This is a genomic window from Thioclava sp. NS-SX20, assembly GCF_057380695.1.
The window spans coordinates 350,581-376,071 of record NZ_JBXXRY010000003.1 but is presented as its reverse complement, the minus strand read 5'-3'; the positions used below and the strand labels follow the sequence as shown (position 1 = coordinate 376,071).

Annotated in this window: 24 protein-coding genes; 15 read left to right on the top strand and 9 right to left on the bottom strand. The window is 61.7% G+C overall.

Going from position 1 to position 25,491, the window contains the following annotated elements:
* Positions 1-21: 21 nt before the first annotated feature.
* Entirely contained in the window at positions 22-1,365 is a 1,344-nt protein-coding gene (locus tag AC2ISB_RS17340) for an NAD(P)/FAD-dependent oxidoreductase (protein WP_330646902.1), read from the bottom strand.
* Between the two features lie 170 nt (positions 1,366-1,535).
* On the opposite strand from AC2ISB_RS17340, the gene AC2ISB_RS17335 reads away from it, so the two are divergent.
* Positions 1,536-2,846, top strand: a complete 1,311-nt coding sequence (locus AC2ISB_RS17335; RefSeq protein ID WP_486577129.1) for an ABC transporter substrate-binding protein — start codon at positions 1,536-1,538, stop codon at positions 2,844-2,846.
* Between the two features lies 1 nt (position 2,847).
* Here the strand turns inward: AC2ISB_RS17335 and AC2ISB_RS17330 are convergent, their stop codons facing one another.
* From AC2ISB_RS17330 to AC2ISB_RS17320, 3 genes are all read right to left on the bottom strand, one after another.
* Positions 2,848-3,597, bottom strand: coding sequence for an HpcH/HpaI aldolase family protein (locus tag AC2ISB_RS17330; protein WP_486577128.1), 750 nt, complete (start codon positions 3,595-3,597; stop codon positions 2,848-2,850).
* Positions 3,598-3,678: 81 nt separating this feature from the next.
* Positions 3,679-4,461, bottom strand: coding sequence for a fumarylacetoacetate hydrolase family protein (locus AC2ISB_RS17325; protein WP_330646905.1), 783 nt, complete (start codon positions 4,459-4,461; stop codon positions 3,679-3,681).
* A gap of 8 nt (positions 4,462-4,469) precedes the next feature.
* Positions 4,470-4,916 carry a hypothetical protein gene (locus AC2ISB_RS17320; protein ID WP_330646906.1) on the bottom strand — a complete coding sequence of 149 codons (447 nt, stop codon included), beginning with the start codon at positions 4,914-4,916 and terminating at the stop codon, positions 4,470-4,472.
* Positions 4,917-5,446: 530 nt separating this feature from the next.
* Here AC2ISB_RS17320 and AC2ISB_RS17315 point away from each other — a divergent pair.
* The 6 genes from AC2ISB_RS17315 to AC2ISB_RS17290 all read left to right on the top strand — a co-directional run bounded on the left by AC2ISB_RS17315 (position 5,447) and on the right by AC2ISB_RS17290 (position 11,182).
* Positions 5,447-6,718, top strand: coding sequence for an ABC transporter substrate-binding protein (locus AC2ISB_RS17315; protein ID WP_486577127.1), 1,272 nt, complete (start codon positions 5,447-5,449; stop codon positions 6,716-6,718).
* A gap of 40 nt (positions 6,719-6,758) precedes the next feature.
* Positions 6,759-7,517, top strand: coding sequence for an ABC transporter ATP-binding protein (locus tag AC2ISB_RS17310; protein ID WP_406721688.1), 759 nt, complete (start codon positions 6,759-6,761; stop codon positions 7,515-7,517).
* Positions 7,501-8,211, top strand: a complete 711-nt coding sequence (locus AC2ISB_RS17305; RefSeq protein WP_330646909.1) for an ABC transporter ATP-binding protein — start codon at positions 7,501-7,503, stop codon at positions 8,209-8,211. Before AC2ISB_RS17310 ends, AC2ISB_RS17305 begins: the two co-directional genes overlap by 17 nt.
* Entirely contained in the window at positions 8,211-9,077 is an 867-nt protein-coding gene (locus tag AC2ISB_RS17300) for a branched-chain amino acid ABC transporter permease (RefSeq protein ID WP_330646910.1), read from the top strand. The genes AC2ISB_RS17305 and AC2ISB_RS17300 overlap by 1 nt, the downstream gene beginning before the upstream one ends.
* 22 nt (positions 9,078-9,099) lie before the next feature.
* Positions 9,100-10,095, top strand: coding sequence for a branched-chain amino acid ABC transporter permease (locus tag AC2ISB_RS17295; protein WP_341485853.1), 996 nt, complete (start codon positions 9,100-9,102; stop codon positions 10,093-10,095).
* A gap of 145 nt (positions 10,096-10,240) precedes the next feature.
* On the top strand, positions 10,241-11,182 hold the full coding sequence (locus AC2ISB_RS17290; protein ID WP_486577125.1) for a LysR family transcriptional regulator: 942 nt from the start codon (positions 10,241-10,243) through the stop codon (positions 11,180-11,182).
* Between the two features lie 15 nt (positions 11,183-11,197).
* Here the strand turns inward: AC2ISB_RS17290 and AC2ISB_RS17285 are convergent, their stop codons facing one another.
* Positions 11,198-11,851, bottom strand: coding sequence for a TetR/AcrR family transcriptional regulator (locus tag AC2ISB_RS17285; protein WP_330646913.1), 654 nt, complete (start codon positions 11,849-11,851; stop codon positions 11,198-11,200).
* A 308-nt stretch (positions 11,852-12,159) separates the two neighbouring features.
* Here AC2ISB_RS17285 and mhpA point away from each other — a divergent pair, with 308 nt between their 5' ends.
* The 4 genes from mhpA to AC2ISB_RS17265 all read left to right on the top strand — a co-directional run bounded on the left by mhpA (position 12,160) and on the right by AC2ISB_RS17265 (position 16,422).
* Positions 12,160-13,806 carry a bifunctional 3-(3-hydroxy-phenyl)propionate/3-hydroxycinnamic acid hydroxylase MhpA gene (gene mhpA, locus AC2ISB_RS17280; RefSeq protein ID WP_486577124.1) on the top strand — a complete coding sequence of 549 codons (1,647 nt, stop codon included), beginning with the start codon at positions 12,160-12,162 and terminating at the stop codon, positions 13,804-13,806.
* 153 nt (positions 13,807-13,959) lie between these two features.
* Positions 13,960-15,015: a maleylacetate reductase gene (locus tag AC2ISB_RS17275; RefSeq protein ID WP_330646915.1), complete on the top strand. Its 1,056-nt coding sequence runs from the start codon at positions 13,960-13,962 to the stop codon at positions 15,013-15,015.
* A gap of 218 nt (positions 15,016-15,233) precedes the next feature.
* Entirely contained in the window at positions 15,234-16,076 is an 843-nt protein-coding gene (locus tag AC2ISB_RS17270) for a dioxygenase family protein (protein WP_330646916.1), read from the top strand.
* 13 nt (positions 16,077-16,089) lie between these two features.
* Positions 16,090-16,422: a hypothetical protein gene (locus AC2ISB_RS17265; protein WP_330646917.1), complete on the top strand. Its 333-nt coding sequence runs from the start codon at positions 16,090-16,092 to the stop codon at positions 16,420-16,422.
* Between the two features lie 202 nt (positions 16,423-16,624).
* Here AC2ISB_RS17265 and AC2ISB_RS17260 read toward each other — a convergent pair whose 3' ends face one another.
* The 4 genes from AC2ISB_RS17260 to AC2ISB_RS17245 form a co-directional block, all read right to left on the bottom strand.
* A complete protein-coding gene (locus AC2ISB_RS17260) occupies positions 16,625-18,154 on the bottom strand; it encodes an MDR family MFS transporter (RefSeq protein WP_330646918.1) in 1,530 nt (509 codons plus the stop codon).
* A gap of 242 nt (positions 18,155-18,396) precedes the next feature.
* Complete coding sequence (locus AC2ISB_RS17255) at positions 18,397-19,431, bottom strand: HlyD family secretion protein (RefSeq protein WP_330646919.1); 1,035 nt, start codon at positions 19,429-19,431, stop codon at positions 18,397-18,399.
* 40 nt (positions 19,432-19,471) lie between these two features.
* On the bottom strand, positions 19,472-21,100 hold the full coding sequence (locus AC2ISB_RS17250; RefSeq protein ID WP_486577123.1) for an MFS transporter: 1,629 nt from the start codon (positions 21,098-21,100) through the stop codon (positions 19,472-19,474).
* On the bottom strand, positions 21,097-22,629 hold the full coding sequence (locus AC2ISB_RS17245; RefSeq protein ID WP_339109720.1) for an efflux transporter outer membrane subunit: 1,533 nt from the start codon (positions 22,627-22,629) through the stop codon (positions 21,097-21,099). Before AC2ISB_RS17245 ends, AC2ISB_RS17250 begins: the two co-directional genes overlap by 4 nt.
* A 157-nt stretch (positions 22,630-22,786) precedes the next feature.
* Between AC2ISB_RS17245 and AC2ISB_RS17240 the strand changes: the two genes are divergently transcribed.
* The 4 genes from AC2ISB_RS17240 (at position 22,787) to AC2ISB_RS17225 (ending at position 25,481) form a co-directional block, all read left to right on the top strand.
* On the top strand, positions 22,787-23,431 hold the full coding sequence (locus AC2ISB_RS17240; RefSeq protein WP_339109719.1) for a TetR/AcrR family transcriptional regulator: 645 nt from the start codon (positions 22,787-22,789) through the stop codon (positions 23,429-23,431).
* 178 nt (positions 23,432-23,609) lie between these two features.
* Positions 23,610-24,119, top strand: coding sequence for a MarR family winged helix-turn-helix transcriptional regulator (locus AC2ISB_RS17235; RefSeq protein WP_486577121.1), 510 nt, complete (start codon positions 23,610-23,612; stop codon positions 24,117-24,119).
* 110 nt (positions 24,120-24,229) lie between these two features.
* On the top strand, positions 24,230-24,649 hold the full coding sequence (locus AC2ISB_RS17230; protein WP_330646927.1) for a GlcG/HbpS family heme-binding protein: 420 nt from the start codon (positions 24,230-24,232) through the stop codon (positions 24,647-24,649).
* A 106-nt stretch (positions 24,650-24,755) separates the two neighbouring features.
* Positions 24,756-25,481, top strand: coding sequence for an SDR family oxidoreductase (locus AC2ISB_RS17225; RefSeq protein ID WP_486577120.1), 726 nt, complete (start codon positions 24,756-24,758; stop codon positions 25,479-25,481).
* The last annotated feature ends 10 nt before the right edge of the window (positions 25,482-25,491 follow it).

The following is a 25,491-nucleotide window of genomic DNA, read 5'->3' as shown; positions in this document are numbered from 1 at the left end:
GACAAAAAGAGGGGAGCCGGTTCAGTTCTGCAGATAGGCCTGCATGCTGTCATCCAGCGCGTCTTTCCACGGCGTGTGATGCACAGGGGCCATCGTGCCGGTGATGACAGAGCGGTAGCTGTTATTGCGAAAGCCCATGATGTCTTTCTTCTTATGCGCCTTCCATTCGAAGAATGCCTCGCAGGCCCCGTCCACATCGAAGCTGGGATAGTCGGTTTCGGCGATGAGTTCCTTGATATAGTCGCCCTGATAGGTGATGGCGTATTTCACGTCATCCGACGCCTCTTCCGCAGCCTCGCGCGCGGCCACATCGGCCATCATGCTTTGCGTGTCATCGGGTAGGTCGATGCGCCCCAGAATGACATCACGCACAAACCATGCCTGCGCATCGAACATGTTGAAGGTGAACCACTGGTCCTGCATGCCCAGATAGAACAGCTTCGGATTATGCACATAGGCCACGCCTTTATACAGGTCAGCGGTGGCCAGACGGTTGGCGGTTTTCAGGCGCAGATCATCGGGCAGGAAGGGGAAGACATGCCGGTATCCGGTGCATAGGATGATTGCGTCGATGTCTTTGCTGCTGCCGTCCCTGAAATAGGCGGTCTTGCCTTCGACATGCGCAAGCCCCTGTTTCTCTTCCCAGTTTTCCGGCCAGTCAAAGCCCATCGGGGCCGAGCGATAGCAGCTTGTGATGCTGGCGGCCCCATATTTCCAGCATTGCGATCCGATATCCTCGGCAGAATAGGACGCCCCGACCACCAGCACGTTCTGGCCCGCGAATTCACGTGCGTCACGGAAATCATGGGCGTGCAGGATGCGCCCGTGGAATTTGTCGAACCCCGGATATTCCGGCACATTCGGTGACCAGAAGTGACCGGAGGCCACGATCACATGGTCGAATTCCTCCTGATAGACATGATCCTTGACCATGTCATGAATGGTCAGCGTGAAAAGGCCGCTCTGGGGGTCGAAGGAGACCCAGCGGATAACCGAGGAAAACCGGATCCATTTGCGGACATCGGCCTTGAGCACGCGCCCTTCGATATAGTCGAACAGCACGCCGCGAGGCGGATAGGAGGCAATTTGCTTTCCGAAATGTTCTTCGAAAGAATAGTCCGCGAATTCAAGCCCTTCCTTTGGTCCGTTGGACCAGAGATAGCGATACATCGAGCCATGCACGGGTTCGCCATATTCATCGACGCCGGTGCGCCAGCTATAGTTCCACAGCCCGCCCCAGTTGGATTGCTTTTCAAAGCAGACCACCTCGGGGATGGGCGCCCCTTTTTCGGCGGCGGACTGGAAGGCTCTGAGCTGGGCAAGGCCGGAGGGCCCCGCGCCGATGACAGCAACGCGCTTTGACATATCTCTCCTGTGCTCCTCTGGCTGGTTTGGACCAATTATAAATTTGGTTCATTTTGCAATACCAATGAGCAATCCAATTATTTTACTGGTCAACCTTTTTTCTTTACAGGAATATCGGGCGGAGACATTCGCGCGATGAACTGGCATTTAATTATGCAGAGGCTGAATAAATGAGCGGGGCATCATTTGCACAAAGGCTGACAGTCACCGGCACCTTGCCACGATTGCGGTCAAGAAACGGGTCTGCGGTCCGTATCGGGTTCCTGCTGCCCAGAAGCGGGCCGGAAAAGATCTGGGGACAACCGGGTTTGGACGGGGCCTCGCTATGGAGCGACTGGATCAATGAGCGCGGCGGGCTGATGATCGGCGGGCGGCGGCATCCGGTGGAGATCCTGTCGCATGATACCGCTTCGGGGCCGGAGGCCACGTTGCGCGCCGCGCAAGAGATGGTCGAGACGCATGGGGCCTGTCTGGTGCTGACCCTCGGTGGCAACGAGGTCGGCCCCGCCATCGACTATCTCATGTCACGCCGCATCCTGACCACGACCCTGCTGCCGACCGATCTGTCGCCCGACCGTCCCTATCTGATCGCCCCCGCCGAGGTGCATCCGCTGTTCAATGTCACGGGGGTTGCACATCTGGCAACCGAATATCCGGGCGCGAAAATTGCCTTATGCAGCCAGAATGACCTGATGGGACTGCCGTCTCTGGCCTGCTACCGCGCCGCCTGTGCTGTGGCGGGACTGCCGGTCGTGGAAGAGGTGCTTTATGAGGAAGGCGCTGCGGCAGAAGGCATTGTGGCGCGGATGGTCGCCTCGAAGGCGGATATCCTGTGCTGGTGCTCCTCGACCCCGCCGATGGTCAGGGCGTTGACGCTTGCGGCTTTTGCACAGGGGTTCGGCGGTCAGATCCTGTCCTGCACGGGGGACGGTTACCGGCAGCTTGTTGCGGAAACTTCGGCGGATTTCATGGCCCGCTTTACCTTCCAGTTTCCCGATTTCGATGATCCGGCACTGGCGGATCTGGCCTTTTTCTTCCGGCGCCCGCAGCAGTTTTTCGAGAATTACAATAGCCGCTTCCCCGAAAGCTGGAGCGCGGTCAGCTGGGAATATGCCTCGGTGCTGGATCTGTGGCATCAGGCTGTCGAGCGGGTCGAGACGACATCTCCGGTCTCGGTGCTGGCGGCAATGAAACGCGGGCGGCAGATGCCGCATGCGTTCGGTCCGGCGCGCTGGTGGGGGGATGCGGTCTTCGGGATCGATAACGCGCTTGTCGGCAACTGGCCGGTGGTGCGCCTGCAGGACGGGCATGCACGGATCGTGGCGTTCGCGTCGGTGATCGACTGGCTGGATGCGCATGAGACCGTTCTGGCGGACGAGCTGTCGCGCTTTGGCCAGCTTTGGCACCAGAGGATAGCGGTGCGGCCCCCATTGCAGGATCGGGAGGGCCGAGCGGGAGGGTCGTCCCCTCCCGCCGGATAGGTTAGCTGATCGACAGGCCTTTTTTCATGGCCACCAGATCGATGTCTTTCGCCACGAAAACCGCGCCCGCTTCCAGCGCCTGATCATAGACAGCGGGATCGCTGGTCAGGATGCCCGGCGGTTTGCCCGCGGCGCGGATGCGGCGGATGGCTTCCAGCACCACGCGGGTGACTTCGGGATGCGACGGCTCGCCCGGATAGCCCAGCGAAGCGGCCAGATCGGCGGGACCGACGAAAATCGCATCGACGCCGTCAACGGCGGCCATTGCCTCGATTTCGTCCAACGCCGCCTTGCTTTCCACCTGTACGATCAGGCAGATCTCTTCGCGGGCCTTCTTGTGATAGCCCGGCACGGTGGCAAATCGGGTGGCGCGGGTCATGCCCGACACGCCGCGAATGCCGCTGGGCGGATAGGCGACCGCGTCCACCGCTTCCTGCGCCATTGCCGCGCTCTGGACCATCGGCACAAGGATCGTCTGGGCTCCAAGATCCAGCAACTTCTTGATTTCGGCGGCGTTCAGGCAGCTCGGGCGGACGATCGAGCTGGCTTTATACGGCGCGACGGCCTGCAACTGCGACAGCACGGTTGCGGGGTCGATGGGCGAGTGCTCGGTGTCGAACATCAGCCAGTCGAACCCTAGCACGGCCAGCATTTCGGCCACGATCGGATCGCGCAGGCTGCACCAGCAGCCGCGCTGGACTTCAAAGGCTTGCATCGCGGCTTTGAAGAGGTTTTTGGGCATATCGGTCATGATGGGCTTTCTGTGATAGCTTTCCCCGCCCCGCTTGGTAGGGCGGGGCCAGAGAGACTGCGATTGCAGGCGGGGCGTGTGTTATTCGAAGCTGACGCCGATCGCGCCAAGCGGGCCGTAATCGGCAAAGATCACATCGCCCGAAGCAATATCGACGGGGCGGGTGAACGAGCCGCCCAGAACGATATCGCCTTTCTTCAGGCCATCGCCCAGCGGGGCGAGCTTGTTGACCAGCCATGCAATCCCGGCTGCCGGATGGCCCATGATGGCCGCCGACACGCCGCTTTCCTCGATCACGCCGTTTTTCGAAAGCGTCGCCCCGATCCAGCGCACATCCACATCGAACGGGCGGAAGATGCGCCCGCCAAGCACGATCGCGCCAAAAGCGGCGTTATCGGCGATGGTATCGGCAATCGCGCGCGGCACCTGCGTGCGGTAATCGATGATTTCCAGCGCGGGCGTCACGTATTCGGTGGCGCGCATCACGTCATGCATCTGGCACCCTGCGCCTTGCAGGTCTTCGCCCATAACAAAGGCCAGCTCGGTTTCCAGACGCGGCTTGATGAACGTGCCTGCCGGAATGCGCGCCCCGTCCTTGAAAACCGCATCATCCAGCATCACGCCATAATCGGGCTCGGTCATTTTCGAAGCCATCTGCATGGCACGGCTGGTCAGGCCGATCTTGCGTCCGATGATTTTCGCGCCAGCCGCGATGCGGGCATTGGCCCAGCGGCGCTGGATGTCATAGGCGTCTTCCAGCTCCATCTCCGGCCATGTTTTCGACGGCTGGACACAGACTTCGCGGGTTTGCTCGGCCTTCAGGATGGCGTCGGCAGCAGCCTGCCTTTGTTCGTTATTTAGCATGGTAGTCCTCAGTTGGCGGCGACGGTCGCTGCGGCAAGCGAGAGCGCACCTGCGCCCGTGCCCAGCAAGATCACCGCGGTGGTGAACAGGGTCACATTGGCATCACATTCGCCCAGAACGGGCAGCATGAAGGGCGGCACGCCATTGACGTCATCCACAAGCGCCAGCCCCAGCTTCTTGCGCAGCGCCACAGCGGTCCAGAAGCCGCCATAGGCGCAGGCGGCCAGGCCCGCGGAGAGCCAGATCTGCCAGTTCACGCTGGACGCTGTCCAGATCAGACCCAGCGCGATCAGGGCCATATAGACGTAGCTCATCACCTGCCAGACGCAGTGGAACCGGCCATGCGGCGTCCATGAATCGTTGAACCAATGGGTTTTGTTGGAATCGAAGGCGAGCGGAATCGCCGAATAGCCGAGCGTTGCAAGCGTCAGCAGAATCTTTGCCGTAAGCAGCATGGTGTCCTCCCTAAAACTGCGCAAACCGGTCTTCCTCCTACCGGCTTGTGTATCAATAAATGATACAGTGTATGAATAAGTGAGACAGTTGAAACGAGCTGTCAAGCGATTCATTGGCCCCAGATGCAGGATAAATGATCACTGCTCGGCGAGGCGCAGGCTGAGGTAGTGCAGGCCGGAAGGGCTGCGCCCCGAGACTGTCAATGCGGTCGAAGGGGGCGGGTGGTGCCGTTTTAATCCGAAGGAATGAATAATTATTATCTATTTATTACAATGCCTTGAATTCTAAAAATGATGAAAACTGTTGGTTTTGGCGCGGGTCGGCTGCGAAAATTCATTGACACGAATCCAATGTATCTTAATCATGGTATGGTGTATCGCAGAGCAATACACACATAATTACAGGATCCGGTCTTCTGCAAATGAGGAGTGCAGGCGATAGGAATGATCCGCATTCGGCGCTGGGAGGTTGTCGCCGGATGAACAGGTGCATTCCCGTTGCAAACCGGATCTGTTCAGGGAGGAATTCTATGCTCACCAGACGTCGTCTGTTGAAATCTGCTGTCGCGACCGGTCTTGCCGGTGCGGCGGTGACCGGTTTGCCGATGCCTGCATTGGCCAAGACCCGCGCGCTTAAGATCGGATTTGTGACCCCGACCACCGGCCCGCTGGCAATTTTTGCCGAACCGGACCAGTTCGTGCTGGACCAGTATCGCGCCGCGCTCAAAGACGGGCTGGAGGTCAATGGCACGCGCCATCCGGTCGAATTTATCGTCAAGGACAGCCAGTCCAGTTCGAACCGTGCCTCTTCGGTGGCGCAAGAGCTGATCTTCGAAGACGAGGTCGATCTGATCTGTGCGTCGGCCACCCCCGATACCACAAACCCCGTTGCCGATCAGGCCGAGCTGAACGGCGTTCCCTGCATCACCAATGACACGCCCTGGCAGGCGCATTTCTTCGGGCGTGGGGGCGATCCGAAAGTGGGGTTTGACTACACATTCCACTATTTCTGGGGGCTTGAGGATATTATCGCGGTCTTCATGTCGCATTGGGCGGCTGTGGACAGCAACAAGGTCGTGGGGGCGATGTGGCCCAATGATCCCGATGGCAATAGCTGGTCCAACAGCCAGAACGGCTTCCCCGCCGAGATGTCGAAGGCGGGCTACAAGCTGGTGGATACCGGACGTTACCAGAACGGCTCGGACGATTTCAGCGCCCAGATCCAGGCCTTCAAGAAGGCTGGTGTGGAGGTGGTGACGGGGGTGATGATCCCGCCCGATTTCAACACCTTCTGGACGCAGGCCGCCCAGCAGGGCTTTACCCCGAAAGTGGTCGATGTGGCGAAGGCCAGCGAGTTTCCGCAGGCGATGTCGGCGATGGGGCCGCGCGCCGAGGGGCTTTCGGTCGAGGTCACATGGCACAAGAACTTTCCCTTCCGTTCGGCTTTCAGCGGCCAGAGCTGCGAGGCGCTTGCCGCCGCCTATGAGGCCGCGACCGGCAACCCGTGGACGATGCCGCTTGGCACGAAACATTCGCTTTTCGATGTCGCGACCAATGTGCTGAGCCGCACGCAGGATATCGATGATGCGGATAGCATCGTCGAGGCGATCCGCGCCACCGATCTTGAAACCGTTCTGGGACGGGTCAATTTTCAGGACGGTCCGGTGCCCAATATTTCCAAAACCCCGCTGGTTGGCGGGCAATGGAAACTTGGTTCGGGCACGCCGCAACTGGAAATCGTGACCAATTCCAATGCACCGCAGATCCCGCTGACCGCGCAGATGCTGCCGATCAAGGCCTGATGGTCTGGCGGGTTCACCGGACCCGCCCTCCTACCTATTCATGACATTTCAAGAGGAGGAAGCGGTGCAACCACTTCTCAGCTTGTCGGGCGTCGAAAAGAGTTTCGGCGCTCTGAAGGTCGCTGACGCGATCACATTCGATCTGGCACAGGGCGAAGCGCTCGGGATTATCGGCCCCAATGGTGCCGGAAAATCGACATTGTTCAATCTGATCGGCGGTGCGCTGAAGCCGAGCGCGGGCACGATCCGGTTTGACGGGGCCGATGTGACCGGCATGCGGGCGTCGGAACGCTGCCGTCGCGGGGTCGGGCGGAGTTTCCAGATCCCGCATCCTTTCGTCGGCATGAGCGTTTACGAAAACCTGCTGGTGGCCAGCCAGTTCGGTGGCGCGGGCTTCGATGACCCGCGCAGCGCCTGCAAGGAGATCCTTGAGAAAACGGGGTTGATCCACCGCGCCAACAAACCCGCAGGCAGTCTGACGCTGCTGGAACGCAAGCGTCTCGAGATGGCGCGGGCGCTGGCCACCAATCCGAAGCTGCTGCTTTTGGACGAGATCGCGGGCGGGCTGACCGAAGGCGAGTGCCACGATCTGGTGGCCACCATCAAGCAGATCCATGCCGGAGGTGTCTCGATTATCTGGATCGAGCATATCGTCCATGCGCTTCTGGCGGTGGTGGACCGGCTGGTGGTGATCGATTTCGGCAAGATCGTAGCCGAGGGCGAGCCGCGTGCGGTGATGGCCGATCCGTTGGTGCAGGAAATTTACATGGGGATTTCGGTCGATGACGAAGCTGCTTGAGACAGAGGGGCTGACTGCGCATTACGGCGATTTTCAAGCGCTGTTCGGGGTGGATATGACGGTCGAGCATGGCGAGACCGTGGCCATTATCGGCGCCAACGGGGCCGGAAAATCCACCTTTCTGCGCAGTCTGACGGGGTTGCAATCGACCAAGGGCCAGACCATCCGGCTGGACGGGCAGCCGATTGCGGGGCTTGCGCCGGACAAGATCCATAAGGCGGGTCTGGCGATGGTGCCCGAGGGGCGGCGGCTGTTTCCCTCGCTCTCGGTCGAGGAAAACCTGCTGATCGGTGCGGCGGGCAAGCGGAAGGGGCCTTGGGACCTGAAAGCGGTCTATGAGCTTTTCCCCGATCTGGTCGCCAAGAAAAACAACCCCGGAACGGCGCTTTCGGGCGGACAACAGCAGATGGTGGCGATCGGACGGGCGCTGATTTCCAACCCCAAGCTGCTGCTATGTGACGAGATCAGCCTCGGGCTTGCGCCCAAAATCATCAAGGACATCTATCAGGCCGTCCCGCTGATCCGCGCGCGCGGCACGGCCATTCTGGTGGTCGAGCAGGATGTCGGGCAGGCAATGGCGGTCGCGGACCGGATCTATTGCTTCATGGAAGGGCGGGTTTCGCTTTCGGGCAAATCCTCCGAGTTGACGCGCGCACAGATCGCGCAGGCCTATTTTGGAACGGAGATCGCGTGATGGTTTGGATCAACGCACTTATTCAGGGTGTGATGTTGGGCGGCCTCTATGCCCTTTTCGCGGCGGGGCTGTCGCTGATGTTCGGGGTGATGCGCTTTGTCAATATCGCGCATGGTGATTTCATCGTGGTCGGCGCCTATCTGATTTTTACCTTCGTTATCAGCTGGGGGCTCAGTCCGGTTGTGGGTGTGGCGATGGTGGTGCTTATTCTGGGGCTTGCGGGCTATATCAACCAGCGCATCCTGCTGAACCGCGCCTTGGGCAAGGATATCCTGCCGCCGATCCTGATCACCTTCGGGATGTCGATCATTTTGCAGAACGGGCTGCTGGAACTCTATTCCGCCGATAGTCGCAAATTGCCGACCGGCATGTTCGAGACCGCCTCGCTGCAATTGAGCGACCAGATTGCCGTGGGTGTGCTGCCGCTTCTGATGTTCGTGACCGCTATCGCGGTGATCTGGGCCTTGCAGCTTGTGTTTTACAAAACGAGCCTCGGGCGGATGCTGCGCGCCACCTCCGATGATGCCGAAATCGTGCCGCTGATGGGCGGTAACCGCGGGCATACTTTCGCTTTGGCGACCGCGCTGGCCAGCGTTGTGGTGGGCATCGCGGGGATCTGGTTGGCGATGAAAACCAATTTCGATCCTGCCGCCGGACCGGCGCGGCTTCTTTTCGCCTTCGAGGCGGTGATTATTGGCGGGCTGGGCAATCTGTGGGGCACGCTTCTAGGCGGGATCATCCTTGGCGTGGCACAGACGCTGGGCGCGCAGGTCGATGCGGGGTTCCAGATTTTGGCAGGGCATCTGGTTTTCCTGCTGGTCCTGATTTTCCGCCCGACGGGGTTGATGCCGAAGGTGGCGCATTGAAATGAGCATGAAAGAAATGGATATGAGCCCGCAAAAAAGCGGAATGAACTGGGGCGCGCTGGCCACGGCAGGCCTTGTGCTGGCGGTGCTGGGCACTTTGGCTGCGGCTCCTTTCTGGGCCAGCCGCGCCGATCTTCGGTTCCTGATGGAGGTGCTGAGCTATCTGGCGCTGGCGCAGATGTGGAACCTGCTGGCAGGCTATACCGGCCTTGTGTCGGTGGGGCAGCAGGCCTTTGTCGGGTTGGGGGGCTATGTGTTCTTCGCGCTGGCGATCTTTACCGGCATGCCGCTGCCTCTGGCGCTGGTGCTGGCCGGATGCGTGACGGCGCTGGTGGCGCTGCCGACGGGCTGGATCGCCTTCCGGCTGCAAGGGGCCTATTTCGCCATCGGCACCTGGGTGATTGCCGAGGTGTTCCGGCTGGGGGCCGCGCAGGTCTCGGCGCTTGGCGGCGGGTCTGGGATCTCGCTGCCCGTGCAGGTGGTGAAATCGCTTTCTGCCAGCCGCGACGGGCGCGAGATGGTGATGTATTACTTTGCCTTCGCCATCGGTATCGCTTCCGTGGCGCTGGTCTGGATGCTGCTGCGTTCGCGCTGGGGTCTGGCCCTGACGGCCATCCGCGATAGCGAGATCGCCGCCGAAACCGTTGGTGTGGCCACGCGGCGCGTGAAATTCCTGATCTATCTTCTGACGGCAGGGTTCACCGGTCTGACGGGGGCCTTCATCTTCCTGCAGAAGCTGCGCATTACCCCCGATAGCGCTTTTTCGGTCAATGACTGGACGGCTTTCGTGATCTTTATCGTGGTGATCGGCGGGATCGGCACGATCGAGGGCCCGATCCTCGGGGTGATCGTCTTCTTCGCGCTGCGCAGCCTCGCGGCGGACTGGGGCACATGGTATCTGATCGTCATGGGCGTGATCGCGATTGCGGTGATGATGATCGACAAGCGGGGCATCTATGGGGCGCTCAAGGCCCGTCTGGGGCTGACGATCCTGCCGGTCAGCCGCCGTCTCGACTAGGGGCTGCCCCTCCCATGCCCCTCCATGCCCCTGTCGCGTGTCCCAAACGGCGCGGCAGGGGCATGTTGCAGCGAAGGCGCATTGCACAAAGGTATATTATCCGCCTAAACTCGGATGAAAGAGCGGATAACTGATCGGTTGGGCCATGCGGATTGACAGCGAACATCTGGAAATCCTTGCGATGATCGTCGAACAGGGGGGCTTGACCGAAGGGGCGGAGGCGCTTGGCAAATCCCAGCCTTCGGTCTCGCGGTCTATGGCCATTCTGGAAAAACGGCTGGGGCTTTCCCTGTTTGAACATGGCCGCCGCCCGCTGCGTCCGACCGATTTCGGACAGGAGCTGGCCAAGATCGGACGCCGGATCCATAACCTGTCACTGGAGGCCAGCGCGCTGGTCGAGCGGGTGCAAAGCGGCCGCGCGGGATATCTGCGCATGGGGGGCACACCGCTGTTCATGGACGGGGTGATCACTCCGCTACTGGCGGATCTGCAAGAGCAGGTCAGCGGGCTGCAATTCGAACAGGTCTATGGCTATTACGACAGCCTTGCCAGCAAGCTGCGCAACAAGACCATCGATCTGGCGGTACTGCCGCTGCCACAGGGGCAGGTGCCGATTGACATGGTGTTCACCCCGATCCTGTCAGGGCGCAATGTGATTGCCTGCCGCGCAGGTCATCCGCTGACGCGGCGGCGCTTGGTGGAACTGGGCGATATTGCCACCTATTCCTGGGTGGCCCCGCCGCAGGACAGCCCGCTCTTTCGGGATCTGAAACAGGCGATCGAGGCGACCGGAGCCTCCGAACATGCCAAATTCACCTTTTCCGGCGGGACCTTGGCATCGATCACCAGTTTTCTGGCGCGCACGGATTGTCTGACGATGCTGCCATCCTCGGTGGTGCATATGGTGCGCGAGATGCTGGGGATCACCGTGCTGCCGGTCAAGGTCGCCCATCCGGACCGGCAACTGGGCCTGTTACGCCTGAAAAATGCCGAGGCCCCTGCGGCGTTACAGGTGGTGTCGGACCATATCCGTAGCCATTGCGCTGCGCTGCAATCGCGGCTGGATGCCGAGATCGAGGCCCTCTGAGGCGCGGCGGCGCGCCTATGCGGGAAGCCTGTCGGGGACGGGGGGCAGGTCGCGTAGGGCAAGATCTTGCGCCTCTGCCGGTGGCAGTCCTGTCATACAAAGCAGCCGCATGACGATTTCCGGTTTGGCTGTGGCCGGAAGGTCGCCCTTCAGGATCAGAAGCGCCGCGCCCAGCAGGGCGTGGCTGGTCAGCCGCCAGATCAGGCTGGCATCGCTGATCGTAAAGCGGCCCGCCTCCGTCGCCCGTTCCATATCGCGGATCGCAAAGGGCCCCATCGCCCGATACATCGCATCGGCAATCACCTCGGAGCGGTTGAGCAAGGGATGCCAGCGCGCGTCCTGTGTGGCGACCTCCAGCACCGAGCGCACCCCACAGGCATAGACCAGCGCGGAATCGCTGAAGGTATTGGTGACGGATTCGATGCGCATCGCAAGATCCTGCATCAGGAATTCCAGCACCGCGACGGCCAGATCGTCTTTCGATTTGAAATAGTTATAGACAGTGCCCGCCCCCATATCGGCGGCCTCGGCGATTTCCAGCATGGTGGCGGCGTCCACACCCTTTTCGGACATCACCCGACAGGCCGCGTCAATCAGCGCTTTGCGGGTGCGGCGCTGACGGCGGGCGACACGTCCTTCGGCGGGCGGTTCTGTCGGGGTCGAGGGCATTTGGCACCATTCCAGTCATCTACGAATCACATTCGCTTTCTTAGCGTCCCGCCTCCGAAACCGGAAGCAATCTGCCGCCAAGCCACGCCCGCCTGCGGCAGGTGGTTTTGGCGCTCCTTACAGTGCGCCCGAACCTATGTCCCAGAATATCCTTTTTGAACAGCAGGCTAGGGGCGGCTTTTCATCCAGATAAAATGACGAAAATTCAAACTTGACGATCATTCATTTTTCGATCCTAATCAAGCGCAGGGTTATATTGCGGACTTTGCCGGCACGAGGAGAGCAGGGAAGGTCCGAGGGAGGACATCATGAACAACTCAGCCAAGCCTCAGGGCTTTGATACCGATGTGGCCATTGTTGGCGGCGGGCCTGTCGGCCATCTTCTGGCGATTTTGCTGGGTCAGCGCGGCAAGCGCGTGACGCTGGTCGAACGCTGGACCACCTATTACCCGCTGCCGCGGGCGGTGACCTTCGATCACGAGATCGCCCGCATTCTGGCGACACTCGGCATCAATGCCGAAACCGATCCGGCAATCAATTTCCATGACGAGCTGTATTACTGGCGCAATCGCGATGGCGAGGATCTGCAGATCGTTGACTGGCAGAGCAAATCGGCGTCGGGCTGGCGCGTGCGCTACTGGTTCAACCAGCCCTATCTCGAAGAGCGGCTGATGGAGATCGCCAACCAGCTCGAAACGGTCGAGATCATTCGCGGCTGGGAAGCCGCCGAGATGGTGCAAGATGCCGAAAGCGTTACGCTGACGCTGCGCCGCAACCCCGAAGAAGGCGGTCGTCCCGACGAGACCCGCCAGCTGCGCGCGAAATTCGTGGCAGGCACCGACGGGGCCAACAGCTTTGTCCGCGAGACATTGGGGATCGAAAACGAGGATCGGGGCTATTTCTTCGACTGGCTGATCCTCGATATGATCCCCGATTTCGATTACGTGGCCAGCCGCCCGCACGAGCCCGCCCAGTGGCAGCTCTGCGATCCGGTGCGTCCCACCACGATCGTGCCGGGGGGGCCGGGCCCCGTGGCGGGCGGCCCTGACCGCCGCCGCTGGGAGTATATGGTCCTGCCGGGCGAGGATGCGACCGAGCTGCAAAAGCCCGAGAATGCGTGGAAGCTGCTGGAGCCGTGGGGCATCACCCCCGAGAATTCCCAGCTTGAGCGTGCGGCGGTTTACCGTTTTCAGGCGCGGTGGGCGAAGCTGTGGAACAAGGGGCGCTGCCTGATCGGGGGCGATGCCGCCCACCTGATGCCGCCCTTCGCGGGCGAGGGCATGTGTGCGGGGGTCCGTGATGCCTTGGCGATGGCTTGGCGTCTGAACGGTATCCTTGAAGGCAAATATGGCCTTGAGGCGCTGGACAGCTATACCACCGAGCGCGTCGAACATGCCAAGCATTACATCAATTTCAGTCAGGAACTGGGGCAGATCATCTGTATCGCGGACGAGGCCGAAGCCGCCAAGCGCGACAAGGAGATGATCGCGGATCTGGCCGCGCGCAACCATACGCCCGTGCCCACCGATATCTGCCATCTGGGTCACGGGGCATGGTGTCAGGACAGCGCGCATTCGGGCGAGCTGTCGGTGCAGGGCGTGGTCGAGGCCAATGGCAAGGTCGATCTGTTCGATCAGGCCGTGGGGCAGGGCTGGGTGTTGATCGGCTATGATACCGATCCGATGGCGGTGCTGAGCGCTGCACAGAAAGCGCAGCTGGCCTCGCTGGAAGGCTTCGGGGTGCAGATGTCGGCACAGGCCGGTCAGGCCAATGTGCTGGACCGCGAAGGCACCTATAAGGCGTGGATGGAAGAGATCGATGCGCGCTATGTGCTGATCCGTCCGGATTTCTATGTGGCTCTGACGGCCAATAGCCCCGAAGCCCTGCGCGAGCGGTTCGACAAGGTGATGCAGTCGCTCAATGTGCCTGCGGTCGAAGCCGCGCTTTCGGCCTGAACCGGCGCCCCCCGATGGCGATATCGGGGGGCATCGCACGGGGTCATATCTTTCAGATATGAAATCATTCAATATTAGGATGCTACGCGGCTGGTCTGTTTGTAGTCTCCTACTCTGGGAAGCCCGGTCCGCCGGATCGGGACAGGGGGGAAAATGTCACTGAATTTTATCTGTAGTCTCAATCCCGCGCGGGTGGTGTTTGCCTGTGGCGCGCTGGATCGGGTGGCCGAGGAGCTGCGTGCTTTGGGATGTGCGCGGGCCCTGGTGCTTTCGACGCCGTTCCAAGAGCAGGATGCACAGGCCTTGGCGCAATCGCTGGGCGCACAGGCCGTTGGTGTCTTTGCGGGGGCGGCCATGCATACGCCCGTAGAGGTGACCGATCAGGCCATGCAGGTCTATGCCGAAACCGGCGCGGATTGCGTGATCGCGCTCGGGGGCGGGTCGACCATCGGTCTGGGCAAGGCCATCGCGTGGCGCAATGATTGCCCGCAACTGGTGATCGCGACGACCTATGCGGGGTCGGAAGTGACCCCCGTCCTGGGCCAGACCGAGGAGGGTGTCAAAACCACCCTGCGCGATGCCCGTGTCCTGCCCGAGACGGTGATCTATGATCCCAATCTGACATTGGGACTGCCCGTCGCGATGAGCGTGACTTCGGGACTGAACGCTATGGCCCATGCCATCGAAGGGCTCTATGCGCAAAACAAGAACCCCGTGGCGTCGATGATGGCGGTGGACGGGGTGCGGGCGCTCAAACAGGCTCTGCCCGCCATTGTCCGTCGTCCGGAGGATGCGACCGCGCGCGGCGAGGCGCTTTATGGCGCGTGGCTGTGCGGCACGGTGCTGGGATCTGTCGGGATGGCGCTGCATCACAAGCTTTGTCACACTCTGGGCGGCTCTTTCGGCCTGCCCCATGCCGAGACGCATTCGGTGATGATCCCGCATACCGCAGCCTATAATGCGCAGGCGGCGGCGGAGGATCTCAAGCCGCTTGCCGATATGTTCGGGGGTGATCTGGGCAAGGGTCTTTGGGATTTTGCCAAAGAGTTGGGGGCGCCGATGGCGCTGCGTGATCTGGGGCTGGCCGAGGCCGATCTGGACCGTGCGGCGGATCTGGCCGTGAAAAACCCCTATTGGAACCCGCGCCCCGTCGAGCGGCAGGCGATCCGTGCGCTTTTGCAAGCCGCATGGGAAGGCCACAGGCCCTAAGCGGCCCGCCTTGCGCCCGCCAGTTGCCCGCGCGCGATCCGGCCCCTTTCGGGTCGTGTCGCCTGTGGCGGGACAGGCCTGAGGGACAGGGTCCACAGGCGGGGCTGGCGCATTATTTTCATACGGATTTGTCAAGCCCGCGCCCGGCCCGTACCCGCGCTGCCGCGGGGCGGAAACCGGCTCCGGCTTGGCAGGATTCTGACATAAGGAACGTGACTATGACAAAATTTTTCACCGAGGAGGCGTCCGATCAGACGGTCAATGCACGGATGGGCGACACTGTGCCCGCGCGTCTGAAGACAGTCATGGAAGCTTTGGTCCGGCATATGCACGAGTTCGTCAAAGAGGTCGAACTGACGCAGGAAGAATGGGATATCGGGATCGATTTCCTGACCAAGACCGGACAGATCTGCAGCGGCGAACGTCAGGAATTCATCCTGCTGTCGGATGTGCTGGGGGTGTCGATGCTGGTGGATGCCATCAATAACCGCAGGCCCACAGGGGCGACGGAGAACACCGTGTTCGGCCCGTTCCATGTGGCCAATGCGCCGATCCGCGAGATGGGAACCTGTATCAGCCTCGATGGCAAGGGCGATACCTGCCTTTACGAAGGTCGGGTGATCGACCTGCATGGCACGCCGATCGAGGGGGCCTGTGTCGATGTGTGGTCGGACAATGCCGAAGGCTTCTATGATGTGCAGCAGCCCGATCTCCAGCCGAAATGGAACAATCGCGGGCGGTTCATCACCGGCTCGGACGGGGTATACCGTTTCGTCGGGATCAAGCCGGTCAGCTATCCGATCCCCGATGATGGTCCGGTGGGACAGATGCTCGGGCATCTGGGGCGTCACCCCAACCGTCCGGCGCATATGCATTTCATGGTCACCGCACCGGGGCATAAGACTATTGTGACGCATACATTCGTGGGCGATGACGTCTATTTGGGCGATGATGCCGTTTTCGGTGTGAAACAGACGCTGGTCGCCCCGTTTGAACATATCAATGGCGAGACGATGTGGCGTTCCCCCTTCGACTTTGTCATGGTCGCGCAGGCCGAGTAAGCGGAGAAAAACGATGCCCCTGATGTCGATGCAGATCGCACATGATCTCTGGACCGAATGCGGTTCGACCCTCGAAGCGGCGCTGCCCGAAATCCGGCAGATGCTCTGCCGCGAGCTTTCGGTGCCGATGGAGTTTTGCCATCTGACCCTTGTTCCGGTCTATGGGCTGCCCGATCAGGCGCAGGCCTCGGCGGATCTGCGGGTGCTTGAAAAGCCCGAGCGCAGTCTGGAGCAGGTGCGGGCCGCCGCCCTGAAGCTGCAGGATATGCTCAGCGCCGCCGCGCAGGTACGGGTGGCCGTGCGGGTGACGATGATGGACCCCGCGCGGTATTTCGCTTTGCGCTAAAGCGGACCTGTCCGAAAGACAAAGACAGCGCCGCGTAGCCTTCGGGTTGCGCGGCGTTTCCATGTGCGCGGAGCCAGCAGGCCTGCGGGGATTGCGTCCGTTGAGGGGATATCGCGCCGCTTGTGGCGCCGCCTGACGGAGCCGCAAAAACAGCCTGCGCCGCCCCTTGGGCTCTGGGTCGGAAGATGCCCGGCGTGCCGGGTCAGTCGCGCGGCGGCTCTGCGGGACGGGGCTTGAAGGCCGTGCCGCGCAGGGTCAGGGCCACGACCAGTGCCACGCTCATGACAATGCCGCCCATCTCGAACGCTGCGGTGATTGCCTGCCGGAAAGCCTCGTCAATCTCGGGGCGCAATGTGGCGGGCAGGGTATCGACCGCCTCCATGCCGCCATTGATGATGGCCTGCACGTCGATATCGCCCCCCAGGGCGCGCAGGTTCGAGGACAGTCCCATTGCCATCACCCCCCCCGACACGGCGACCCCCAGCGTGCCGCCCATCGAGCGCAGGAAGGCCATTGTCGATGTCGCGACGCCCATGCTGTCTTTCGGAACCGAGTTCTGCACGATGGCCGTGGCATTGGGCATGGCGATGCCCATCCCCGTTCCCAAAAGCGCCAGAGCCAGCCAGAATGCGGGATAGGCGGCCCCTGTCATCGCCAGAACGGCAAGCATGCCAAGCCCTGCGGCTTCGAAGGCGATGCCTGCAACCATGAAGATTTTGGGGCGTCCGAGATCGGAGGACAGCTTGCCGCCGAAGGTCGAGGTCAGCAGCATCGCGATCACCTGCGGCAGCATCATGGCCCCTGCCTGTGCGGGGTTCAGCCCGAGCACGAGTTGGAAATAGAGCGGCAGGAAGACCATTGCGCTCATCATCGCAAACCCCATGCAGGACATGGTGAGAATGCCCGTTGCAAAGGCGCTGATACGGAACAGGCGCAGGTTGATGATGGGTTCGGCCGCGCGCAGTTCGGTCCAGAAGAACAGCGTCAGAGCCAGCAGGGCGATCCCCCCGAGGATCAGGCTTGTCAGCGATCCCCATGCGAAGAGCGAGCCGCCGAGGCTGAACAGCAGCAGCAGCGCCGAGGCGCCGATAATCAGCAGGCCCGCACCGAGGTAGTCGATCTTGTGGCTACGGCGCGGCGGCGAGGGCGGCAGGGCCGTCCATAGGAGCGCCAGCGCCAGAATGCCCAATGGCAGGTTGATATAGAAGACCCAACGCCATGAAAGCAGCGTGGTCAGCACCCCGCCCAGCAGTGGCCCCGTCAGGCTGGCAAAGGCGAAGGCCCCCGAGAACAGCCCCTGATAGCGCACCCGCTCGCGGGGGCTGACCAGATCGCTGATCACGGTTTGGCTGAGCGTCATCACCCCGCCCGCGCCGATCCCCTGCAGGAAGCGGAAGGCGATCAACTGGCCCATGGATTGCGCTACACCGCAGAGCATCGACATGACCAGAAACACAATCACCGCCCCCAGCAGGAAGACGCGCCGCCCGAACATGTCCGAAAGCTTGCCATAGATCGGCGTCGAGACCGTGTTGGTCAGCATGAAGGCGGTGACGACCCAGCTGAGATGGGCCAGACCGCCCAGATCACTGGCCATGCGCGGCAGGGCGGTGTTGACAATGCTCTGGTCCAGAGCGGCCAGCGCCATTGCCACGATCAGCCCCGAGAAAACGCGGCGCAGATGCGGGGGCAGCCAGCCGGTGGAGATATCATTGGAGGTTTGGGACGTCATGAACTCTTGCAGGCCTTGTAATGCGTGACAGGAAGCTGGCTGGCCGGATTCCGTTAGGGCGGGGGTCCGGAACAGGGCCGGAGGCCGCAACGGTCGGGTGGCTGGGCTGGGTAGGCTCCGGCTTTTAACGCCGGTTCGAACAGCCTGTAAAGTGCATGCGCGGCATTTCTCCTCGCCCGATGGGTGCATGCCTGCACAGCCCATGCAAAAGGCAGGCACCGTGATGCCTGCCTGCTGTCGTCTCAGTGCTTGGCGGTATCGACCCTGGTCACGACCGACATCCCCGCGCGCAACTGGTTGATCGCGCTATTGTCCGGATCGATGCTGACCCGAACGATCAGGCGTTGCACGATTTTGGTGAAATTGCCGGTGGCATTATGGGCGGGCAGGCTGGCATAGCTTGCGCCGCTGGCGGGGGCGATAGAGGCGACATGGCCGGTGAAGGTCGTATCGGGCAGGGCATCGATCTCGATATTGACCGGCTGTCCAAGCGTCATATGGTCAAGCTGGGTCTCGCGGTAATTGGCGTCGATATACAGATCCTGCGGCGGCGGCACGACGAGGCAGGCCACAGTTTGCGGCCCCACAAGCGCGCCCATCCGCAGGCTTTGCACGCCGATCATCCCCTCGATCGGCGAGCGGATCACGGTGCGGTCCAGATCCAGCTTGGCCTTGTCAAGCGCGGCCTGCGCGCTGGCTTTCGCGGCGCTGGCCTCGTTCTGTTTGGCTTGCAGCACCTGACTTTGCATCTTCGCCTGTGTCAACGCGGCCTGCGAGCGTGCCAGTTCGGCCTGTGCTGTCGTCACATGGGTGCGTGCCGTCTCGCGCGCCTGCTGGCTGGCGGAGCCGTCCTGTGCCAGATTGGCATAGCGGCTGGCATCCGAACGGGCCAGCTCCAGATTGGCCTGCGCGGCGGTGGTCTGGGCGCTGGCTTCCTCGATGGCGGCTTTTTGCTGGGCGATCTGCGCGGTCAATGCGGCCAGAGCCGCATCGGAGGTATCAAGCTGGGCCTGTGCAGCGGCCACGGCAAATTTGTAATCGCGGTCATCAAGCTTTGCGATCACCTGATCTTTATGCACGGTTTCATGCTCTTGCACGGCGATTTCGGTGACGCGGCCGCTCACTTCGGGAGAGAGGGCGACGATATCGGCATTGATATAGGCATCATCGGTGACCTGCCAACGCGACTGGCTGGCGGGACGGTTGAGAATAATCCAGCCTGCGCCGAGAGCGCATAGAATGCAGGCGACAATCAGGATGTTTTTAGAGCGGAACATTGCAACGGACCTAGTTGGAAGAGGCGGCTTCTATGCCGGTTCAGGACGTGACGGGGGCGGAGGCCGCCGGAGGGGGCGCATCGCGGCGCGGGGCGATAGGAGCGGGGGGCGGGCCTTTGCTGAGATCTGGGGCCGGAATATGCTTGAGCAGCAATCCGACAGGGGCCAGCAGGAAGGCGAAGCTGCCCAAAACGATCAGCACATCCGCGCTGGACAGGATCAGCGCCTGTTGTGGCACCACGGCGAAAAGATCGCGCGTCGTTTCCTGCATCGGCAAGGTCAGACGACCGATGGAATCCTGCATGTGTTCGGCGTGGAAGGCCTCGCGATATTCGAGGAATTTCTCGATCAGCGCCGAGCCCAGCGTGGTGCCGAAAGCCCGGATGGTGTTCACGGTGCCCGCAATATAGGGCCCCTCCATCGGATGCACCACCGAGGTTGCCAGAAACAGCAGCGAGACGATGAACATCGGCTGCCCCAGACATTGCAGGATCTGCGCCAGAACGAACTGGTCGGCCATCCATGTCGCGGTGATGCGGCTGTTGATCCAGCAGGCGATGCCGATAAAGATCAGCCCCGTACTGAGCACCAGACGCGCATCGATCCATTTCCGATAGAGCAGCAGCGCCACGGCGGGGGCCACCAGCACCTGCGGCACGGCCACGATCAGCGAGAGCGGTGCGACCTGCAGGGCCTTGAACCCGTGCAGCGCGCCCAGAGCGGTTGCCGGAATGAGGCTGGCCGAGAGCATCAGTACCAGCACGCAGAGCAGAAGCGAGAAGCCTAGCCACAGGTTTCGCCGCGCCAGAAGCTGCGGTTTGATAAAAGGCGCGCTATGGCGCCACTCGGTCACAAGATAGGCGAGGATCAACAGCACGCTGGCGCATAGGCTCCAGGTGATGAAGGGGGTTTCGAACCATTCCAGACGGTTGCCTTGGGTCAGGGCGACAACCAGCAGGCCGAGGCCCGGAATGCCCAGGCTCATGCCCAGCCAGTTGCCCTGCCGGAAGCGGGGCCAGATGATCGGGTCATTGGGCAGGCCCCAGTGAACCAGTGCCGCAGCGCAGATCCCCGCAGGGATGATCTGCCAGTAAAGCCATTGCCAGAGCGGCGCCTCGCCCTGCCAGAAGGCGGTAAAGCTGACCGCAATATTGGGGGCGACGGTTGCGGTCATCGAATACAGGGCCAGACCGTGTAACCGGATATTGGCGGGCATGAATTTGAGAGCCGCCATCATCAGCACCGGCACCAGACAGCCCGCGGCCATGCCTTGCACGAAACGCAGGCCGATGAACAGTTGCAGGTTCAGGGTGAAGGGCAGCAGGATGGCGATGAAACAGCAGATCGCCAGCGCGATCTGGTGAAAGCGCCGCAATCCCAATGTGATGGCGAACCATCCGGCAAAGGGCATGACCAGCAGCTCTCCGGCGGTGTAGCTGGTTTCGATCCATGAGGCCGCATCCGATGCCGCGCCGACCTGCGCCGAGATATCGGTCAGGGCCAAGGCCCCCACACGGTTATTGACGCCCGACATCAGGGCTCCCAGCAAGATCCCCGCCAGCGCCGCGGCGGTGCGGCGGGTGAAGGGCGGCGGGCCGCCCGGACCTTTCGGCGGGCCGCCTGCCGGTGCCTGCCCCCCCGGTCCGGCCATTGCCGGTGCGCCGGTCATTTATCCGCTCCCGTTTTGGCCCCGCTTCGGGCGGGCTGCTGGCCCTTTGTCTGGGCCTGCGCGCTGGCAAGCGGCGGGTGTTGGCGGTAATCTCCGCCAATGGCACGGAACAGGTTGACGGCGGCGATACTGGCCGATGCCTGTCCTTCGGTCAGGGCGCGGCGGCTGGTCAGAACATCGCGTTGCGCCACGAGCTGCGGCAGATATTCGGTCAGACCTTCCTCGTAATTGCGTTCGGCGCTATGCAATTCGGCCTGATAATAAGTGACGGACTGGCGCAGATAGGACAGGCGCTGGCGTTCTTTCCGCTCGCTGGTCATCGCATTGGCGATTTCTTCCCATGCGCGGATCAGCGTTTCCTGATAGGCGCTGGCCGCCGCTCTTTCGCGCGAGCGCGAGAGTTCGTAATTGGCCACGATCTTGCCGCCCGAGAAGATCGGCAGGCTGACGGTCGGGCCGATGCCGAAATAGCGCGCGTTCCACGCATCGAAATCGGACAGGTCGAAGGCCTGTTTGCCGGCCCGCGCGCTGATCGAGAAGCTCGGATAGAAATCGGCTTTTGCAGCCTGCCGTTGCGAGATGGCCGCATGCAGATTGGCGTCTGCCGCATGCACATCGGGGCGTTTCAACGCCAGATCGGAGGGCAGCCCGCTGGGCGGGGTGTGGGTCAGCGTCGGGATCCTGCCCCCCTTGCCAAGCAGCGTATCCAGCGCGTGGGGGGGCTGGCCCAACAGCGCCGCGAGGCTGTTCATAAGCTGGGTGGATTTGGCTTCGGCGCGTGGAAGCAGGGCCTGCACATCGGCAAGCTGGGCGCGTGACGAGGCGATATCCTTATCGCTGGAAATCCCGTTATCGACCCGCGCACGGGCGATGCGGACGGCGTGGTTGGCCACATCCAGCGTTTCACGGATCGTCACGACATCCTGCTGGGCGGCGCGCAGCTGGATATAGGTCGAGGCCACCTCTGCCGTGAGCGCAAGCATCGCGCCACGCATCTCGTCTTCTGCGGACAGGGCCTGCATCCGTGCCGATTGCTTGGTGTTACGTGCCCGCCCGAAGAGGTCCGCCTCCCAACTGGTCTGCACGCCCAGATCCCAGACATCGGCTGTCTGCGGGCTGGCCCCTGCGGCGACATCGGCCCCATAGGCACTGAATGCACCGCGCTGCACGGAGCCTTCTGCCGACAGGCTGGGCAGCAGGCTGGCATTGGCGATCTTGACCGACTGGCGGCTCTGCACGATGCGTTCAACCGCCTGCTGCAGGGTCAGGTTGTTTTGGAGCGCGCGCTGTTCAAGCTGGTCCAGTGTCGGGTCCTTGAAGCCCTGCCACCACGGGCTGCCTGTGGTCGCTTCGGCCAGAAAGGCGGCACGGATGGCCAGATCGGGTGTCGGGTCGGTCTTCGAGGGCAGTGCGGCACATCCGGCCAGACCAAGGCTGAGCGCAAGCAGCAAGGAAGGGCGGTAGGGGCCGTAAGTTTTCAACCCCGCAAACAGGGAGGGTCTCCCGGAAGTGGCAAAATCAGCAGGCATGGCGCTCGTTCTCAATGGCAAAGGACATCCCGATATGGCAAGGCGAATCCTGACCATACCGCTCGGTTCGATTTTGAACCGTACCGAGCGGTACTATCTTTCGTTTCCTAAATTGTCGAGTATGCTTGTTCGGGATTTTTTCGACGAGGTCCGCCAAATGGCAGAAATGACGCATGCAGAGCAAAAGCCCGAAATGCCGGAAAAGGCCCGTGTGGTTCTGGCCGCCGCGCGCGAGGTCTTTCTGACGCATGGTTTCGCGGCGGCGACGACCGATATGATCCAGCAACGGGCAGGGGTCTCGAAATCGACGGTCTATTCCTATTTTCCGGGGAAAGAGGCGCTGTTCGAGGCGGTGTTGCAGACCGAATGTTCGGCGCATATGTCTCGGCTCGAGGGGCTGCCGAGCGAACGCGACGATCTGCGCATGTCCCTGCATCGGGTCTCGGTGGCCTATCTCGACCTTATCCTTGCGCCGTCCTCCTTGGCGCTGCATCGTGCAGCAGTGGCAGAAACCGTTCGATTTCCAGAGATTAGCCGGATCTTCTTCCAGTCTGGCCCGCTGACCTTCCAGACCCTGATCGAAGCCCTCCTGACCCGCGCGACCGAACGCGGAGAGCTTGCCCTGAGCGCTGACAAGGTGGCCCGTCTGGCACCGCTTTATGCCGGTATGTTGCGGGGTGATTGGCAGGTGCGGCTGTTGACGCAATCTCCCCCCGAAACGCCCAGCCATGAGGCGCTGGTGGCATGGGTGGATTTCGTTCTTGATACGCTGTTTCGTGGAATTGCGCCGCAGGTGTCCTAGACCTGTGATGCGCCCCACGCTGCGGGGCGCCTTGGTGGGGGTGGGTGCAAATTTGCACAGAGGCGGTGCAAGATTTCCTTATATTCGGGGCGGCGCGGTTTCTTGACACTCACCCGTTCCCGACCAAATAACTGCCTAGGCAGGGAAACTGTCTGTCAGCCGTTTGAAAGGAGCCACCGTGCCGCATCTGACCGATCACGATTACGACCCGCTGGATAATTTCGGGCGCTTGCTGATTGATGCGGCCTCGCTTTTGTCACGGGCAGTCGACAAGCGGGCCAGAAGCCTCGGGATCAGCGGGCCGCAACTTGTTGTCTTGATCCGCATTGGCGGGGGCGCCAATCGCACCGCCGCCGAACTGTGTCGCGGGCTGGATTATGACAGCGGCGCCATGACGCGGATGCTTGATCGTCTGATCAAGCTCGGTCTGGTGCAAAAGGCCTCGGATCCGAAAGACGGGCGGATGATCATCCTGTCGCTCACCGAAAAAGGGGCGGCGCTTTATCCTGCGCTCAAGCCGGTCGCCATTGATGTGATCAACCAGCATGTGCAGGGCTTCGGTTCTGAGGAGGTGCAGCAATTCGGTGCGATGCTCCGGCGTCTCATCGAGAATGCGGACCCGTTGGTGGGGCGGCCCGAAACCGGTGCCGACGCATCTGTAAAAAAGGATAATATCGGAACGACATGATCTCTCTTTTCCGGATTTCTCCGGCCCTCGGGGCCGTTTCCTTGTGTTTTTCTCTGGCTGCGGCAACAGATGCTGCCGCGCAAGGCCAGACTGTTCAGAATGGTGACCACATGACGCAAACCCAAATCGTAACAAGCGCGGATATCTCGGTATCCGCCGCACAGGCACTGGTCCAGAAAGGCGTGGATCAGGCACTCAAGGCACAGAAGAACCTCAGCTTTGCGGTGGTTGATCGTGCCGGATATCTGGTGGCGTTCGCACGTATGGATGGAGCGGCCCTGGTGACCGTCGATGTCGCAATCGGCAAGGCCCATGCGGCGGCGTTTCTCAAGGGGCCGTCGAAAGGCTTCGAGGATATGATCAATTCCGGCAGCCCGTCGATGGCCACCGTGCCGAATGTTCTCCCGCTGCAAGGGGGGATGCCCATCCTTTATAACGGGCAGATTGTCGGTGCGATTGGTGTGAGCGGCTCGTCCGGTGACGATGATCAGGCCACGGCTGCCGCCCTTGCCGGAAGCTTCCAGCCGTAATCCTGCCTCTTTACCGCACGGACACAGTGGCCCGTGCGGGGCGTGTCCAGCCTTTGTCCGGGTCGCAACGGCGACCTGCACGAGGCATTGAAAAAAGGAATATCCAGTGACTTTAGCGCAAAAAACCGTCGTTGTGATCGGCGGTACGTCGGGATTTGGGAAAGCCACCGCCCTTTCGGCGGCAGAGCTTGGGGCAAAGGTGACGATCACCGGACGGGATCGTGCCAAGCTTGATGCGGTCATCGCAGAGATGGGCGCGGCGGGGCATGCGGTATCGGGGGCGGTGCTGGATGCCGCCGATCCGGCCTCGATCAGCAGCTTCTTTGACCAGATCGCGCAGTTCGACCATCTGGTTTCGATGGCGGGCGGCTTTATGGGCGGCGGGTTCCTCTCTGCCGATTATGAAACGATCCATCGCGCGGTTGAAGAGAAGCTCTTTGCCAATCTGCGCATTGCCCGCGCGGCAGCCCCAAAAATCGCGCAAGGTGGCAGCATGACGTTCACGGCGGGGTCCGGCGGACGTCCGCAAGGGGCGTCGGGCGCGATTGTCGGCAATGAATCGATTTCGACGATGGTGCGTGGTCTGGCCGTGGAACTGGCTCCGAAGGCCCGTGTCAATGCGGTGTCGCCGACATGGACCGTCACGCCGCTGTGGCGTGGTATGTCAGAGGCGGAAGTGGCGCAGACCAAGCAACATTTCTCGGATCTCATCCCGTTGGGGCGCACTGCCGAGATCGCAGAGGTGTCCTCGGCCTATCTGTTCCTGATGCAGAATGGTTTCATTACCGGCCAGACCCTTGCGGTCGATGGCGGGGTCGATCTGGTCGGCTAAACTCTCCCTG